The sequence below is a fragment of the Helicobacter pullorum NCTC 12824 genome (assembly GCF_017979475.1).
Classification (GTDB): Bacteria; Campylobacterota; Campylobacteria; order Campylobacterales; family Helicobacteraceae; genus Helicobacter_D; species Helicobacter_D pullorum.
In genome coordinates this window covers 61289-75370 of sequence record NZ_JAERIT010000005.1, presented here as the reverse complement: position 1 = coordinate 75370, position 14082 = coordinate 61289, and the positions used below count along the sequence as shown (strand labels likewise).

Genomic DNA, 14082 nt, shown 5'->3' with positions numbered 1-14082 from the left:
TTCCTATAATTTACCAAGTTTTGCTTTTAAGCTTTCTTTAAAAAGAGGAACTTGAGACAATAAAGAATTGCGTAGATTGATTTTCTCTTCATCCAATCCAACGACAAAATCTTTATACTTTATATTCAACTCTTCTCTTTTTTGAGCAATCTTAGCCTCTGCTTTTTGTTTAGCATCTTCTTGTGCTTTGTTTTTGATAAGGGCTGCTTCTTGTTTTGCATTGTGCAAAATTTCCTCAATCTCTTTCTTCAATGCTTTGATTTCTGTTGCATTCCCCTCGATACCTTCACTATCTTTTTTTATTGAAGAATCGCGCGCTTCCATAAACCCCAACAAAGGTTTATACAAAATACGATTCAATAAATAAACCAAGACAAGAAAAGTAACAAATACTAACGCCATCACCCAAGGAGTTGGGATAATAGTCATTTGAACTCCTTTCTTTTTATTGAAATAAAAATGTTTCTAATTTTATCACGACTTTTTCTAAGTTTTTCTTAAAAACTTATATTTGGTAAAATTTTACTAAACCTCTCCACCTCCTCGTCGTTACTAAACTCTACAATTATTTTGTTTTTTTGCAATTTTATATTCAAATTTTGTTTTTGTATTGCCTTGCAGATTTTCTCCAATTGCTCTTTTGAATGCGAAGAGATTCTATTTTGAGCCAAAGAAGGGATTTTTTTATCTTGCAATTGCCCTTCTTTTAATTTTCTAATAAGATTTTCTGTATCATGCACACTTAGCTTTTGCCCAATGATAGAATTTGCAATAATATTTTGCTGTTCTTTAGGTAAGGCAACCAGCACCTTTGCATGTCCTTGAGAGATTTTATTCTCCAAAACATACTTTTGCACATTTTTATCCAACTCCAACAAACGAAGAGTATTAGTAATTTGTGTTCTTGATTTTGATAACTTCTTAGCTAATTCTTCGTGTGTAATCCCATAATCTTCTATTAATTCTTTATAAGATTGAGCCAAGTCAATGGGGTTTAAATCCTCTCTTTGGATATTTTCAATGAGTGCTAATTCCCTTAATTTCTCTTCTTGAACATCTACAATAATTGCCTTAATGCTTTCTTTGTGTGCTATCTTACTAGCCCTTAGGCGACGCTCACCAGCAATCAAAAAATATTCATCAGAATTATCCATATCTTCATAAACCAAAATAGGCTGCAAAAGTCCATGCTCTTGAATAGAAGCTGCTAATTCTTGCAAACTCTCATTATCAAAAACCTTTCTTGGTTGCAAGGGATTTGGTTTGATTTTGTCAATTTCAATTTCAACCACCAACCCAGAATTATCATTTAAATTATTTTGATATGCTTCCTCAACTTCCCCCAAAATCGCACTAAGCCCACGCCCCAAACCTGCATTCTTTTTCGCCATTAAGCCCTCTTTAAAATAGCTTTAGCAAGATTCTGATAAGCAATATTCCCTTGAGAACGAATATCATACAAAATTACAGGCTTTCCAAAACTCGGAGATTCTGCAAGTTTAATATTACGCGGAATTGCTATGATATTTTCTGTGTTATTGTTTTTGATTAATTGCCCTTCAAAATGTTGCAACAAATCCGTAAAAACTTGGCGTGAAAGATTATTTTGACCGCTATACATTGTTGGCAATAAACCTTTGATTTGCAAATCAGGATTAATCTCTTTTTTTAATAATTTAATGGTATTTAGCAATTGCGCTAATCCCTCTAATGCAAAAAACTCACATTGTATAGGAATAATCACAGAATCTGATGCGCTTAAGGCATTAATAGTAAGCGGTCCTAATGCGGGCGGAGAATCTATAATGATATAATCATAAGCCGTGCTTGCCTCTTCAATCTTTTTTTTAAGTATCAACTCTCTACCATTGCGTTTTTGACTATAAAATTCCTTTTCAATACCAACTAAACCGATATTTGAGGGAGCTAAGAATAATGTAGGAATCGAAGTCTTTTGTATAATTTGTGAAATTTTTTTGGTGCCTATTAAAACATGATAGATATTAAATTCAATGCTATTTCTGTGGTATCCCAAGCTTGTTGTTGCATTTGCTTGAGGATCAGCATCAATCAATAATACCTTTTTTTCTTCAACCGCCAAAGAGGCTGCCAAATTTACTGCTGTCGTTGTTTTCCCAACCCCACCTTTTTGATTTGCTATACAAATCACTTCACACATTTTCCGCTCCATTATCTTAGACTATAAATTCTTTCACCCTTTAACAAAATAGAGCCATCTTCCAAAAGCTGAGCCTCTTTTAGCGAAATAAGCTTGCCCTTATGATGAAAACTATAGTTAAAATTTTGGAAGAATTCTAACTTATATTTGCTAAAAATTTGCTTCCATGTATATTTTTTTATTTCCTTAATAAAATCATTGATTATTTCTTCCCTAGAAATTTCAATATCCAAATCGCCAAACTCTGAACATTCTGCATTCAAATTTAACCCAATCCCCACTAAAATGACATTTTTGATTTTTGTGCATAAAATTCCACCGATTTTTTTTTGCCCCAAATACAAATCGTTAGGCCATTTCAAACAAACCTTTGAACCATTTTTAGCCAAAACTTCTTTAAAAATATAACCAAAATAAATCGAAACAGATTCTAATGCCAAGTCTTCTGGCAAATCCTCTTCATAGAGTGCAAAAGAAAAATACAAACCCTTTTTAACCTCATTCCATACATTTCCTCTACTTCCTATTCCATTACTTTGATGATGAGTCAAAACCAAAACGGGAGGCAATATTTCTTGATTTTTAATCTTTTCTGCCAAAAAGAGATGAGTTGAAGGCAATTCCTCAAAAACAATTACTTTCATTAGCTTAAAATATCACCCTTTCTTAATCTTCTTCCTTGCAAATATTGATAAGCACTCATCGCTTTTTTAGAAGGTGCTTGCAAAGTCCCTATCCACACACTTCCTTGCAGACAACCTACCAAAATCTTATCTTCTGTGATTTCTAATATTTCTCCTGCTAAATTACAACTTTGAATTTCATTTAAAACAACTTCTTTGATTTTTAAGCCATTTTTCAAAAAAATTTCGGGCCACCCCTCATAAGCCAACGCCTTGCGATACAAATTTTCTGCATCACCAAAATCCACTATCCCCATTTCTTTTTTGATTTTCTTGCAATAAGTGGCATCAGCCCCTATTTGCTGCATAGGGACAATCAAATCTCTTTTTTCTAAATATTGCAAAGTCAAAATAGCCGCTGCATTTGATAATTCACCAAAGAGTTCTTTTGAATTTTGCTGATGATTCTTGATAATCCTCATCCCCAAAATATCTCCACTATCCAATCCTTCTTCCATTTTCATAAGTGTAACGCCAAAAAACTTTTCATTAGCCAAAATGCTTTCTTGTATAGGGCTTGCTCCTCGATATTTTGGCAATATTGAGGTATGCAAATTTACACAAGGTGCGAGATTCAAAATCTCTTTTGGGAGTATTTTCCCAAAAGCAGCTACAACAATAATGTCAAATTGTATTTGTTTGAGTAAATCTACAAAATCCAAATCAAGAGCTTGTGGCTGTAAAATAGGCACTTCCAAGCCACTTTTTAATAACAATTCTTTGGTAGCTGGCATTTTTAATTGCATATCCCGCCCCGCCCTTTTGTCTGGCTGACAAACCAAAGCTTTAATAGTATGGCTTTTTAGAAGAGATTCCAAAATTACTGCTGCATAAGAAGGTGTCCCCATAAATACAATATTCATTTTATCGCCTTTGCAAAATCATTTGGGAATCATACTTCAAAATGCTTTAAACAAAGATTCAAATCCTATTTATTTTTATTCAATCCCGATTCTAGTGCGGTATTTAATTCCAAAACTTGCTTTTTATTTTGATACAAAATTTCCTCCAAGTATTCCAAACTTCTAGGCGAAAGATATTCTAACAATTCTATTAGTTGTTGGTAATTTTTTTCTGTATGAAAACTATAAATTTTGCTCAATATTTTTAAATTTTTCTCTTTTTTATCCATAAAAAGCTCCTGCTCAAACACACCCAAAGCATCGGCAATAAAAGGTATCATATCCGCTTTGATATCAATATTTCCATTCAAATACGCATAAATGCTTGAAAGTGTCGGAATCTCTCCTGTTTTATTAGCTTTCATTCCTAGATTTATCAAGCGATTGGCTAATTCTTTTTTGCTCATATTTTTTTCTTTTAGAATCTCATTAATGCGTTCAACCACTTTCATTACTTTACTTCTTTGAAAAACTAATAATTTTCAATATTCTAAACTAACACAATATCGATAATCAATAACGCAATTATCGGTTACATATAATAAGAATTTATAAAATTTCAGCCTTGTTATTTTATAAAAAGGAATAAGTTTTGGCACTATTATCTATCATCATTCCCTTTGGGACAAGCAAAGAGCGTCCTTATATCAAAGAAAGAGTAATACAAAAAGCAAGAAAATACAAAAGCAATGACAAAGTTAAATATATTTTTGTAGAGGGATTTTCAAGTTTGGCTTGCAAGGAAATTCCATTAATCATTGCAGAATGCGGGCATGAGTATTGCAAGGACGAAAAACAACAGAAAATGGGAGCTTATAGTTTAGGACAATGTCGCAATCTAGGCGTAATGTATGCAAACTCTCCTGCAGTGATGGCTTTGGATGTAGATTGCTATTTATCACAAAAAAATTTAGAAAAACTTTTAGAAATTATCCAAATCAAGGGGATTGATAGGAATCCTAATGCATTTTTGGTGCTACCTTGTGCATATTTAAAAGAAGAAGGAAATGAATTCTTGCTCTCTAAACCTGAAGAAATGTGGGATTCCCTAGTGGGATTTGATGTGCAAAGTGGTGCAAATAAACTTGTGAAATTTTATTCCCCCGCTTCTAGCTCTATGGTGCTAAATCGCCACAAATATTTAGAAATAGGCGGAAATGACAATGTTTACATTGGACATGGATATGAGGATTTTGATTTTATGATGAGAGTATTTAAATCTTGTGCGGTTTTTGAAAAAATGCCTATGAATTTGGATTTTGATTTTAGAAATTGGAGTTTTGATAGTTTTAAGGGATTCCGTGCTTGGTTTAGTATTGTGGGGAATGAAATGGCAGCTTTTGGAATCTATCTTTATCATTTTTGGCATATTGAGCCTAACCAAAATAACTATTTAGATAATAGAGAACTTAATCATCAGAAATTTTATAAAAATCTAAAAAGATTTAATAATCTCTATGATGGTCCAGATTGTTTGCAAGATAAAAGGGCTTTTGGGCATAGAATTTTATTTTTTGGTGTATATGATAGTGCAGCTACTAATTGTGTGCGTGGGATTAGCATTTATCTTGGAGAGATTGTTTGCAAAAGGGAGTTTGAGTTTTTTAGCGGCGATGAGTTTTTGGAGCAAAAGTTTATGAAGTTTTTAAAAAAGTTTGAGATTTCTTATGTGCTTTTTCCAAATCCTTATGGCAATACAATGCGATTAAGCATTTATGAATTTGTGCGAAAAATGGGGATTAATTATATTTGCTGGGAAAGAGGTGCATTGCCTGATTCTTGGTTTTTTGATACTAATGGGTTTAATTATGATTCTAGCTCTTATGGTGAAAAACATTGGAATAAACCATTAAGCATAGAGGACAAAGAAGCCACAGAAAAATACATAAAAGAGCTTTTGGTGGGTAAAAATACTTTGGAATCTCAAGGGGATTCTTTGGGTGTTTTGGAGCTAAGACGCAAGCTTGGAATCCGCCACAAAAGAGTGATATTTGTACCATTGCAAGTGCATACGGATAAAGTTATTGAATATTTCACTTATGAGCCTTTTAGTTTTTGGGGGTTTTTAGAAATCATCAATAAAATTGCTGGCGAACTAGCCAATGATGATGTGGTATTTTTAGCCAAAAAGCATCCATTAATGCTAGAGGTAAATAAAGAAAAATATCCTAATCTTACTTTTGTGGCAGATAATACGAATTTTTTAGATTTGCTAAATCTCTGTGATATGACAGTGATGATTAATTCTGGTGTGGGTGTGTATGCAATGATGAGCGAAAAGCCTTGTGTGCTATGTGGGAATGCGTTTTATCGCTTTAGCAAACTCAATCTACAAGCTAAAGACGAAGCGGAATTAAAAAGGTATATTGTGGATATTTTGGAGAATGGATTTAGCTTTGATAGAGATAAAATGCTACGATTTATTAGATATTTGAAAAATGAATTTTATAGCTATGGGGTATCTACAAAAGAGTTAGTAAAAGATGAGAAAAATAACAAAACCTTCCATAGAACGAAGGGGATTGATTTTTATAAAATCAGATTCTGCGGGGAGAAACTACTAGAATGTGAGAGCGTAGAGAGATTTGCTTATAAACTCAATAACTTTGCCTATAAGCCCTATTTATATGAGATTAAAAATGTCTTTCCTAAAATGGCAAATACAAAAAGTGTGGTGGCAACGCAAGTGGCAAAGAAAGTTTCAAATGAGATTTCACACACGAAGTTTTATCGGCTTTTTAGGAAGCTTATCACTCGTCCAAAAGATTTTGTAATGGATTCTAAAAAACCTTTGATGAAACCGATTAAATTATTAGTGAGGTAGAAAATGGAGAAGAAAACTTGTGTATTTTTGGCTTGCAATGAAAATTATGCCTTTGCTTTAGCAAATGTAATTATTGGGCTTAGGCGATATAATGAAGATTTGATTACAAATATTGTGGTGTATCATGATATAACAGAGGAAACAAGAGGCAAAATTTCAAGATTATGGGAAGACAAAATAATCTTTATAGAATATACTCACGAAGATTTTTTGAGAGATTTAGGCGGAGATATTGGCAAGGTTCCGCTAACTTCTAGGTTTGGTGAGAGATTTGTCTATGCGAAATTCCACATTTTTGAATTGCTAGAAAAGTATGATTGTGCGGTGTGGCTTGATTGTGATACTTTGGTGGTGGATAGGAATTAAGGATTTTTTATGTTTAGATGAGATGGATTTCAAGTGTGATTGTGGAGGCAGAATTGATGGTGCAACAAAATATTTGGAAGCTAAAGGATTATTAAACACAAATAAACCCATTATGAAACCTGTTGGAGGCGTTTTATCTTTTTCCAAACAATGTTTAAATAAAACTAATGGTGGCGTAAGTGGGATTAATTTAACACAACAATGTTTTGAGATTTTAAAAGAGCTCTATAAATATGAATGTTTAATTTATCCTGCTACAAGCGATGAAATTCCTTTTGGAATCTTGACTTATTTGTATGATTTTAAAGTTCAAAACAAAAAGGGATTTTATAATACTTTACCACAAAGCTCTAGGAATAGTAATATTATTCACACTATGGGAAAAACTAAATTTTGGGAATCGCCTTTTAGTTATGTGGCATTTAGCGAATGGGCTATCAACCACAAAATATGGAAAAATATTAGTGGGGATGAGAGACGATTTTCTTTACGCAGTTTAAATTTTGGCAGCATGGATACACCTGATAAAGTTTATTTGTTTTTAATTTATTATCATCTCTTCTGCCCCCTTTTACCACTTTTACAAGATTTTATAACAAATAATGCACAATATAAATTATATTTAAAGCTTCCCATAAAAGATAGATATTTAGACATTTATTCCAAAAGATTCCAAGGTGATATTTTTTATCGTTTTGCTTTAAATCTAGATGGTGGAGGCAATGCAGAGCTAAAATCAAAGTGCGAGATTCAAATCGTATGCAAAGAAAAAGGAAAGTTAAGATATTTTGCAAATGAGGTGCAAAGAAGACTAGATGAAACTTACACACTAAAGGACAACCGAAGTAATGGAGAGATAATTGTGTATTATTTTACTAAAAATATAGAAATTGACTATTCTAATTTGATATTAGAATTTAAGGGATTAGTGGAGCAAACTTGTTGAATTGTAGAGGATTTGCAATGAAATAATTAAATTTCTATTACTATTAAGAAATAAAGCAATTTAGGGCTTAAAATCATTAAAGGTTCATTTATTAATACTATTAAAGGGAGCGATACAAAATACGCACAAACCATACAATACGCCACAAACTATAACCACTTACAAGACAAAATACTATAATGCCCTAGATTTAAAGTATGCGTATTTTTAAAATTCCTTTATAGAATCCATAAAATACTTATTAGCAATGTAAATTTTATCTATCAAGGCAAAACTTAGTAGATTTTACAAACATTTTTAATTAGCAAACAAAGTTCCGCTTAGCTGAATCCCCTCTAGCAAAAACTTCTCTAAAATCTCCAAACGCTTCCCACTTGACAAAAACATTTTTCGATTGTTTTTTAGCAAAAAATCTGCCGCTTTTAGCTTCGTTACAATTCCGCCTGTGGCAAAAATATTATTAGGGGTCGTTTGTGCTTTTAATTCTTCTTGTGAAATTTTTTCAACTTTTGGATAAATTTTGGCATTAGGATTGATAATAGGATTCTCTTCATAATACCCCTCAATATCACTTAAAATCGCCAAAATCTCTGCATTAAAAAAATGTGCCACATGGGCAGATAACTGATCGTTATCCCCAAATTCTAATAGCAACGATAATTCTCCCGTTGCAGTAACATCATTTTCATTAATGATAGGCAAAACATTGCTTTGCAGCAAAACCTCCATTGCATTTCTTGCATTTTGTGTTCTTTTGCGTGAATCAAAATCATAAGCCGAGAGCAAAACTTGAGCAACCACAATCCCATAAGGTGCAAATAAATCGGTATAAGTTTGCATCAATAGCGGTTGTCCTATGGCAGCAAGAGCTTGTTTGTTGGGTAGGTGATTTTTGTCAAGTTTGATTTTAGTGTATCCTGCAGCTACAGCACCAGAACTTACCAAAATAACTTCATATTTATCACGCAATTTAGCAATAAGCTTGACTAATGCTTCCATTCTTGTTTTATTAATCAATTGATTCTCTACTAAAATCGCGCTTCCTACTTTTACGACAACTCTTTTCTTTTGCATTATTTTTCCTCTTTGTTTTCTTGCAAACATTCATAAAGCAAATGTTTCAAAGAATCGATATTTTCTCCCCCCACACTTGATACCAATACAACAAACATAGGTTTTGAAATATCTTTTGGGGAGGTAAAATCCTCTTTGTCTCTTGAGATAAAACAATATGGAATCTTGCTATGGGGCATAAGCGTTAATGCTTCACTTTTTAAAAACTCTTCTAAAATCTCTTGCTTATTTTCTTGTGTATCACTTTTTGAAAGCATAATCCCAAAAGGACGCATTGCCAATTCTTGACTGAAATTTTTTAATTCTTTTTGCAAAATATCAAATTGCGTGTTAATATCTCGATAATTTGCTATATCTAATACAAAAAGCAAAAATCTAGTCCGCTCAATATGCCTCAAAAACTCTAATCCTAATCCCTTTCCCTCGCTAGCACCCCCAATAATTCCGGGTATATCCGCTATCACAAAAGATTGATAATCCCCAACATTCACAATCCCCAAAGAAGGAATCAAAGTCGTAAATTCATAATTTGCAATTTCTGGTTTGGCATTAGAAAGCACCGAAACAAGTGTTGATTTGCCAACATTTGGGAATCCAACTAAGCCCACATCAGCGATTAATTTCAATTCTAAACGGATATTTTTTTCAACACCCGGCATTCCTTTTTGAGCATAAGTTGGACGCTGGTTGGTAGCACTTTTGAAGTGTGCATTGCCCAATCCACCCTTGCCACCTTCTAAAAATAAAATTTTTTGAGATTCTTCAAGTAAGTCTAGCAAAAGCTTTCCACTCTCTACATCAAAAACTTGAGTGCCGGGTGGAACACTAATGATTAAATCCTCGCCCTTTTTGCCATATTTATTTCTACCAAGCCCGGGCTTACCATTTTGTGCTTTGAAATGTTTGTGTCCTCTAAAATGCGAAAGTGTATCTGTATTCCTATCCACCACAAAATAAACATTTCCACCTTTGCCACCATCTCCACCATCTGGACCACCATTGATGACAAACTTTTCTCTATGGAAAGAAACAGCACCTTCTCCACCTTTGCCGGAGGATACAAAGATTTCAACCCTATCAACAAACATAATTTACCTTAATTTTTATGAGTTCGCCCCAAAAGGGGACTTTGCAGTTTATTTAAGAAGCAGGATAAATAGAAACTTTTTTGCGGTTTCTATCTTTTCTTTCAAAAGAGACAATTCCATCAATAAGTGCAAAAATAGTGTGATCTTTACCCATTCCTACATTATTTCCGGGATGAACTTTTGTCCCTCTTTGTCTGATAATGATATTCCCTGCACGGACAAATTGTCCTCCAAATTTTTTTACTCCTAGACGACGCCCAGCAGAATCTCGGTTATTTTGGGTACTCCCCTGTCCTTTCTTGTGTGCCATTTTTACTCCTTATGTAGCAATCTTATGCTGCGATTTTAATAACACGAACTCGCGTAAAATCTCTTCTAAAACCTCTTTTGGTTTTACTATCTTTTCTTCTACGCTTTTTAAAAGTAATAACTTTTTTACCTCTTCCCTCGTTGATAACTTCTAGCTCCACTTTTGCCCCACTTACATAAGGACTGCCAAGCTTTACATCTCCATTATCAAAAAGAGCTAAAACTTCTGTTACTTCAACTTTTGACTTTGGCTCAAGGTTTAAGCAATCAAGCAATAAAATATCACCCTCGCTTACCTTGTATTGTTTGCCTCCATTCTGAATGATTGCATACATAATACAATTCCTTAAAATATAAAATTAATTTGAAGTTTTTTATTAAAAAATTTAATAAAAGTCGCTATTTTACCTATTTTTTTATTAATAATACTTTAATTGCTGAATGCAATACATTCAATTTCCACTAATGCTTCTTTGGGTAGAGATTTTACTGCTACTGTGCTTCTAGCTGGCTTATGCTCTCCAAAAAATTCCGCATAGATTCCATTTACAATCCCAAAATTATCCATATCGCTAAGAAAAATAGTAGTTTTAACCACTTTATCAAAACCGCTTCCAGCATTTTTTAAGATTGCTTTTAAATTTTCCAAAACTTGTCTAGTTTGTGCCTCTATACCCTGCACCATTTCTCCTGATGGAGTTAATCCAATTTGACCTGAAGTATATACCATTCCATTGACACAAATTGCTTGAGAATATGGACCAATAGCTTGTGGGGCTTGATTTGTAGATACTATTTTCAACATTATTTAAATCTCCTTTACTTTGCTTTTGAAATATTATAAAATTATAGCAAATTAATTCAAACTTAGATAAGGAAACTAATACCATGAAATTTATCTCACTCTCATCAAAAATAAAATTTCTTGCTAGTGTATGTTGCACAAGTGCTTTATTGCTTTCAAATGCCTATGCAGATAACTTCGTTCAAGTCCATCCAAAACCACAGCACAAAATCCAACCTCCAACAAAAATTGATAGAACTATTCAAAACGAAATCCAAAAACACCCCAAAAATACCGCTTTTATTATTGATGCACGCACAGGAAAAATCCTCTCAACTGTGCCGCTAAAAAATTTCAATACAAAAAAATCTCCCAAAATTATCCCACAAAAAACACCCCCAAAAAATAACAAGATTCTCCCTTATAAGATGAAAGAAGAACGCTTAGAGCTTCTGTAAATAAAGTTTATAAGCAAAGGGAATATATGGTTACAATCGAATTATTAGGACCACTTGGCAACAAAAGCCTTACAAGCGAAGCTAAAAACTTCTATGAATTAAAACAAGAGCTACAAAAAGATACAGAAATACAAAAATGGTTACAACATTGTGCAATCGCCCTTAATGGAGAAATTATTAGCTCTTTAGATATTTCTTTTAAAGATGGGGATAAAATAGCACTTTTACCCCCTGTTTGTGGTGGCTAAATGCTTCTTAACACAATGGGATTAGAAATTTTTGATACACCTTTAGACACCACAACCATTTATCAAAATTGGTATTTCTTTTCTACACAAAACAATCTTGGTGCAAATGCAATTTTTACCGGCATTGTGCGTGCTGAAAATAATTGTGATGGTTTAAGTTTTGATATTTATGAACCACTTTTAAATCAATGGTTTTTAAACTGGAATAAAAAAGCACTTCAAAAAGGCGCCTTTTTAAAAATGGCACATTCTAGAGGTGATGTCCCCAACCACAAAAGCTCTTATATGGCTGGTATTTTTAGCTCCAAAAGGCGAGTTTGTTTAGAACTTTTTGAGGATTTTATTGAAGATTTCAAACACAAAGCACCCATTTGGAAATACGATTTAAAAGAAGGAAAAAGAATCTATGCAAAAGATAGGAGTTATAAACTCCCATTTAGCGGGATTTTGCAATGAAAGCCGTTGCCTTTACGGGAAATTCTAATAGTGGCAAAACTACTTTAATCCAAAAATTAACCCTTTTGCTTACACCTCAAAAAAGCGTGAGTATCATCAAACACGACCCAAAAAATAAAGCAAATATTGATACAGAGGGCAAAGATTCGGATATTTTTTATAAAGCTGGGGCAAATGTAGCAATTCTTAGCCCGATTCAAACTACCTTTAGATTCCATCACAGCTTTGATTTGGATAAAATAATCCAAAAGTTTGGGCATTGTGATTATCTATTTGTAGAGGGATTAAAAGAGATTCCACTCCCTAGAATCTGCGTCGCAAGAGAAATGATAGATGAAAGATTTTTTCCCTATATTGATGCTGTTGCTATTGATTCAAGCATTTCTAAAGATTCTATCCCCAAACATCTTGCGATTTTAAATCTCAATCAACCACAAGAAATTTTAGAATGGATTAATGCTAATATAAAGGATTATAAATGAAAAAAGCAAAAATAGGCATTCTTACACTTTCTGATAGAGCAAGTGCAGGGATCTATGAAGATATCTCTGGAAAAGCAATCATAGAAACTCTCACAGAATATCTCACTTCCCCTTGGGAAAAAGTTTATTGTATCATAGAAGATAACCAACAGACTATTGAAGCAAAACTCATACAATTAAGCGATATTGACAAATGCGATTTAATCATCACAACAGGTGGCACAGGTCCGGCAATCAGAGATGTTACTCCAGAAGCTACTGAAGCAGTTTGCCAAAAAATGCTACCGGGTTTTGGGGAGCTTATGCGACAAACTAGTTTGCAATATGTCCCCACTGCTATTTTATCTCGACAAACCGCAGGAATCCGCAACCAAACCCTCATCATCAATCTACCGGGCAAACCAAAGTCTATCCGCGAATGCCTTGATGCAGTGTTTCCAGCAGTGCCTTACTGCCTAGATTTGATTGGGGTTGCCTATCTTGAAACTAACGAAAACATTATCAAGGCTTTTCGTCCAAAATCTTCCTAATCGTCTTCCATAAACCTATGGAGTTTATTGTATTCTCCTCTTTCTAAAAACCTTACCTTTTGGGTGGGGAGATTATTCAATGAAACAAATCCATAAGAAATACGCTTCAAATCTAATATTTCTAAACCAAAATGCGCAAAGAATCTTCTCAATTCTCGATTCTTACCTTCATTGATTGCTACTTTAATCTTAGAATACCTAGTGCTATTTTTCAACACCCAATAACCCAAAAATGGTGCAAACTCCATAGATTGAATCTTACTCTCCTTGTGTCCCCCTGCTCTTGCATCTTGCAAAGATAGTCCATTCTCCATTGCTTCAAACACTTCTTCTTGAATCTTACCTGAAAGCTTCAAAAGATAAATCCTCTCCATCTTGCTTTCCATAAGCTTAGTTACTACTTTTGCATCATCGCTTAGTAGCAGCAAACCCTCACTTGCAAAATCAAGCCTCCCAACAGGAATGAAATGAGCAAATCTTTTTGGCAATGATTCATAGATAGTTCTCCTACCTCTATCATCTTTTTTACTCACTAATTCCCCTTTGGGCTTATTATAAACAATAACTGTATATTCCTCACTTTTCCTCAAACACTTTCCATTGACATACACTTTGACTTTATCATCGACTTGATAAGAAAAATCTTTTATAATTTCTTTATTGATAGAAACCTTTCCTTGGGCAATAAGCCTATCTGCTTCTCTCCTTGAATACTTAGAATGATGAGCTATGTATTGATTTAAACGCATAATT

The 14082-nt window shown here is 33.5% G+C and carries 20 protein-coding genes; 8 read left to right on the top strand and 12 right to left on the bottom strand.

What is annotated here, in order from left to right:
* Positions 1–3: 3 nt before the first annotated feature.
* From JJQ98_RS05070 to JJQ98_RS05045, 6 genes are all read right to left on the bottom strand, one after another.
* Complete coding sequence (locus JJQ98_RS05070) at positions 4–429, bottom strand: FoF1 ATP synthase subunit B' (protein WP_065828411.1); 426 nt, start codon at positions 427–429, stop codon at positions 4–6.
* Positions 430–497: 68 nt separating this feature from the next.
* Positions 498–1391, bottom strand: coding sequence for a ParB/RepB/Spo0J family partition protein (locus JJQ98_RS05065; protein WP_151104607.1), 894 nt, complete (start codon positions 1389–1391; stop codon positions 498–500).
* Positions 1391–2179, bottom strand: a complete 789-nt coding sequence (locus tag JJQ98_RS05060; protein ID WP_005021012.1) for a ParA family protein — start codon at positions 2177–2179, stop codon at positions 1391–1393. The genes JJQ98_RS05065 and JJQ98_RS05060 overlap by 1 nt, the downstream gene beginning before the upstream one ends.
* 11 nt (positions 2180–2190) lie before the next feature.
* Positions 2191–2823 (bottom strand): biotin--[acetyl-CoA-carboxylase] ligase, encoded by a 633-nt coding sequence (locus tag JJQ98_RS05055; RefSeq protein WP_005021011.1) that lies wholly within the window; start codon positions 2821–2823, stop codon positions 2191–2193.
* Positions 2823–3725, bottom strand: coding sequence for a methionyl-tRNA formyltransferase (locus tag JJQ98_RS05050; protein ID WP_065830848.1), 903 nt, complete (start codon positions 3723–3725; stop codon positions 2823–2825). Before JJQ98_RS05050 ends, JJQ98_RS05055 begins: the two co-directional genes overlap by 1 nt.
* 65 nt (positions 3726–3790) lie before the next feature.
* Positions 3791–4216: a helix-turn-helix domain-containing protein gene (locus JJQ98_RS05045; RefSeq protein WP_104719093.1), complete on the bottom strand. Its 426-nt coding sequence runs from the start codon at positions 4214–4216 to the stop codon at positions 3791–3793.
* Positions 4217–4356: 140 nt separating this feature from the next.
* Between JJQ98_RS05045 and JJQ98_RS05040 the strand changes: the two genes are divergently transcribed.
* The 3 genes from JJQ98_RS05040 to JJQ98_RS05030 are packed head-to-tail and all read left to right on the top strand — an operon-like array spanning position 4357 to position 7900.
* On the top strand, positions 4357–6588 hold the full coding sequence (locus JJQ98_RS05040) for a capsular polysaccharide export protein, LipB/KpsS family (protein WP_151104608.1): 2232 nt from the start codon (positions 4357–4359) through the stop codon (positions 6586–6588).
* A gap of 3 nt (positions 6589–6591) precedes the next feature.
* Positions 6592–6954: a glycosyltransferase gene (locus JJQ98_RS05035; protein ID WP_151104609.1), complete on the top strand. Its 363-nt coding sequence runs from the start codon at positions 6592–6594 to the stop codon at positions 6952–6954.
* Positions 6908–7900 carry a hypothetical protein gene (locus tag JJQ98_RS05030; RefSeq protein ID WP_210670784.1) on the top strand — a complete coding sequence of 331 codons (993 nt, stop codon included), beginning with the start codon at positions 6908–6910 and terminating at the stop codon, positions 7898–7900. The genes JJQ98_RS05035 and JJQ98_RS05030 overlap by 47 nt, the downstream gene beginning before the upstream one ends.
* Positions 7901–8197: 297 nt before the next feature.
* On the opposite strand, the gene proB is transcribed toward JJQ98_RS05030, so the two are convergent.
* From proB to JJQ98_RS05005, 5 genes are all read right to left on the bottom strand, one after another.
* Entirely contained in the window at positions 8198–8974 is a 777-nt protein-coding gene (proB, locus tag JJQ98_RS05025; RefSeq protein WP_005021003.1) for a glutamate 5-kinase, read from the bottom strand.
* Positions 8974–10062 (bottom strand): GTPase ObgE, encoded by a 1089-nt coding sequence (gene obgE / locus JJQ98_RS05020; protein WP_115056781.1) that lies wholly within the window; start codon positions 10060–10062, stop codon positions 8974–8976. Before obgE ends, proB begins: the two co-directional genes overlap by 1 nt.
* 52 nt (positions 10063–10114) lie before the next feature.
* Entirely contained in the window at positions 10115–10372 is a 258-nt protein-coding gene (gene rpmA / locus JJQ98_RS05015; RefSeq protein ID WP_005021000.1) for a 50S ribosomal protein L27, read from the bottom strand.
* A gap of 22 nt (positions 10373–10394) precedes the next feature.
* Entirely contained in the window at positions 10395–10709 is a 315-nt protein-coding gene (gene rplU / locus JJQ98_RS05010) for a 50S ribosomal protein L21 (RefSeq protein ID WP_172594079.1), read from the bottom strand.
* A 92-nt stretch (positions 10710–10801) separates the two neighbouring features.
* Positions 10802–11176, bottom strand: a complete 375-nt coding sequence (locus JJQ98_RS05005) for a RidA family protein (RefSeq protein WP_151104611.1) — start codon at positions 11174–11176, stop codon at positions 10802–10804.
* Positions 11177–11259: 83 nt separating this feature from the next.
* On the opposite strand from JJQ98_RS05005, the gene JJQ98_RS05000 reads away from it, so the two are divergent.
* From JJQ98_RS05000 to mog, 5 genes are read left to right on the top strand one after another with little or no spacing between them, the layout of a single operon-like run.
* Positions 11260–11613, top strand: a complete 354-nt coding sequence (locus tag JJQ98_RS05000) for a hypothetical protein (RefSeq protein WP_005020997.1) — start codon at positions 11260–11262, stop codon at positions 11611–11613.
* A gap of 26 nt (positions 11614–11639) precedes the next feature.
* Entirely contained in the window at positions 11640–11861 is a 222-nt protein-coding gene (locus JJQ98_RS04995) for a MoaD/ThiS family protein (protein ID WP_005020996.1), read from the top strand.
* The gene (locus JJQ98_RS04990; RefSeq protein ID WP_224757601.1) at positions 11862–12317 is read left to right on the top strand and encodes a molybdenum cofactor biosynthesis protein MoaE; all 456 of its coding nucleotides are present in this window, start codon (positions 11862–11864) and stop codon (positions 12315–12317) included.
* On the top strand, positions 12314–12799 hold the full coding sequence (gene mobB / locus JJQ98_RS04985) for a molybdopterin-guanine dinucleotide biosynthesis protein B (RefSeq protein WP_151104612.1): 486 nt from the start codon (positions 12314–12316) through the stop codon (positions 12797–12799). Before JJQ98_RS04990 ends, mobB begins: the two co-directional genes overlap by 4 nt.
* On the top strand, positions 12796–13329 hold the full coding sequence (gene mog, locus JJQ98_RS04980) for a molybdopterin adenylyltransferase (protein ID WP_151104613.1): 534 nt from the start codon (positions 12796–12798) through the stop codon (positions 13327–13329). The genes mobB and mog overlap by 4 nt, the downstream gene beginning before the upstream one ends.
* Here mog and JJQ98_RS04975 read toward each other — a convergent pair.
* Positions 13326–14078, bottom strand: coding sequence for a pseudouridine synthase (locus tag JJQ98_RS04975; protein WP_151104614.1), 753 nt, complete (start codon positions 14076–14078; stop codon positions 13326–13328). The two genes, mog and JJQ98_RS04975, sit on opposite strands and share 4 nt — an antisense overlap.
* Positions 14079–14082: the final 4 nt, after the last annotated feature.

Excerpts from the sequence above, each read along its gene's own strand:
- JJQ98_RS04990 (WP_224757601.1), top strand. The coding sequence starts at position 11,862 with ATGCTTCTTAACACAATGGGATTAGAAATTTTTGATACACCTTTAGAC.
- JJQ98_RS05035 (WP_151104609.1), top strand. The coding sequence starts at position 6,592 with ATGGAGAAGAAAACTTGTGTATTTTTGGCTTGCAATGAAAATTATGCC.
- obgE (WP_115056781.1), bottom strand. The coding sequence starts at position 10,062 with ATGTTTGTTGATAGGGTTGAAATCTTTGTATCCTCCGGCAAAGGTGGA.
- proB (WP_005021003.1), bottom strand. The coding sequence starts at position 8,974 with ATGCAAAAGAAAAGAGTTGTCGTAAAAGTAGGAAGCGCGATTTTAGTA.
- rpmA (WP_005021000.1), bottom strand. The coding sequence starts at position 10,372 with ATGGCACACAAGAAAGGACAGGGGAGTACCCAAAATAACCGAGATTCT.
- JJQ98_RS05000 (WP_005020997.1), top strand. The coding sequence starts at position 11,260 with ATGAAATTTATCTCACTCTCATCAAAAATAAAATTTCTTGCTAGTGTA.
- JJQ98_RS05070 (WP_065828411.1), bottom strand. The coding sequence starts at position 429 with ATGACTATTATCCCAACTCCTTGGGTGATGGCGTTAGTATTTGTTACT.
- JJQ98_RS04995 (WP_005020996.1), top strand. The coding sequence starts at position 11,640 with ATGGTTACAATCGAATTATTAGGACCACTTGGCAACAAAAGCCTTACA.
- JJQ98_RS05060 (WP_005021012.1), bottom strand. The coding sequence starts at position 2,179 with ATGTGTGAAGTGATTTGTATAGCAAATCAAAAAGGTGGGGTTGGGAAA.
- JJQ98_RS05050 (WP_065830848.1), bottom strand. The coding sequence starts at position 3,725 with ATGAATATTGTATTTATGGGGACACCTTCTTATGCAGCAGTAATTTTG.
- JJQ98_RS05045 (WP_104719093.1), bottom strand. The coding sequence starts at position 4,216 with ATGAAAGTGGTTGAACGCATTAATGAGATTCTAAAAGAAAAAAATATG.
- JJQ98_RS05005 (WP_151104611.1), bottom strand. The coding sequence starts at position 11,176 with ATGTTGAAAATAGTATCTACAAATCAAGCCCCACAAGCTATTGGTCCA.
- JJQ98_RS04975 (WP_151104614.1), bottom strand. The coding sequence starts at position 14,078 with ATGCGTTTAAATCAATACATAGCTCATCATTCTAAGTATTCAAGGAGA.
- JJQ98_RS05065 (WP_151104607.1), bottom strand. The coding sequence starts at position 1,391 with ATGGCGAAAAAGAATGCAGGTTTGGGGCGTGGGCTTAGTGCGATTTTG.
- mog (WP_151104613.1), top strand. The coding sequence starts at position 12,796 with ATGAAAAAAGCAAAAATAGGCATTCTTACACTTTCTGATAGAGCAAGT.
- JJQ98_RS05055 (WP_005021011.1), bottom strand. The coding sequence starts at position 2,823 with ATGAAAGTAATTGTTTTTGAGGAATTGCCTTCAACTCATCTCTTTTTG.
- mobB (WP_151104612.1), top strand. The coding sequence starts at position 12,314 with ATGAAAGCCGTTGCCTTTACGGGAAATTCTAATAGTGGCAAAACTACT.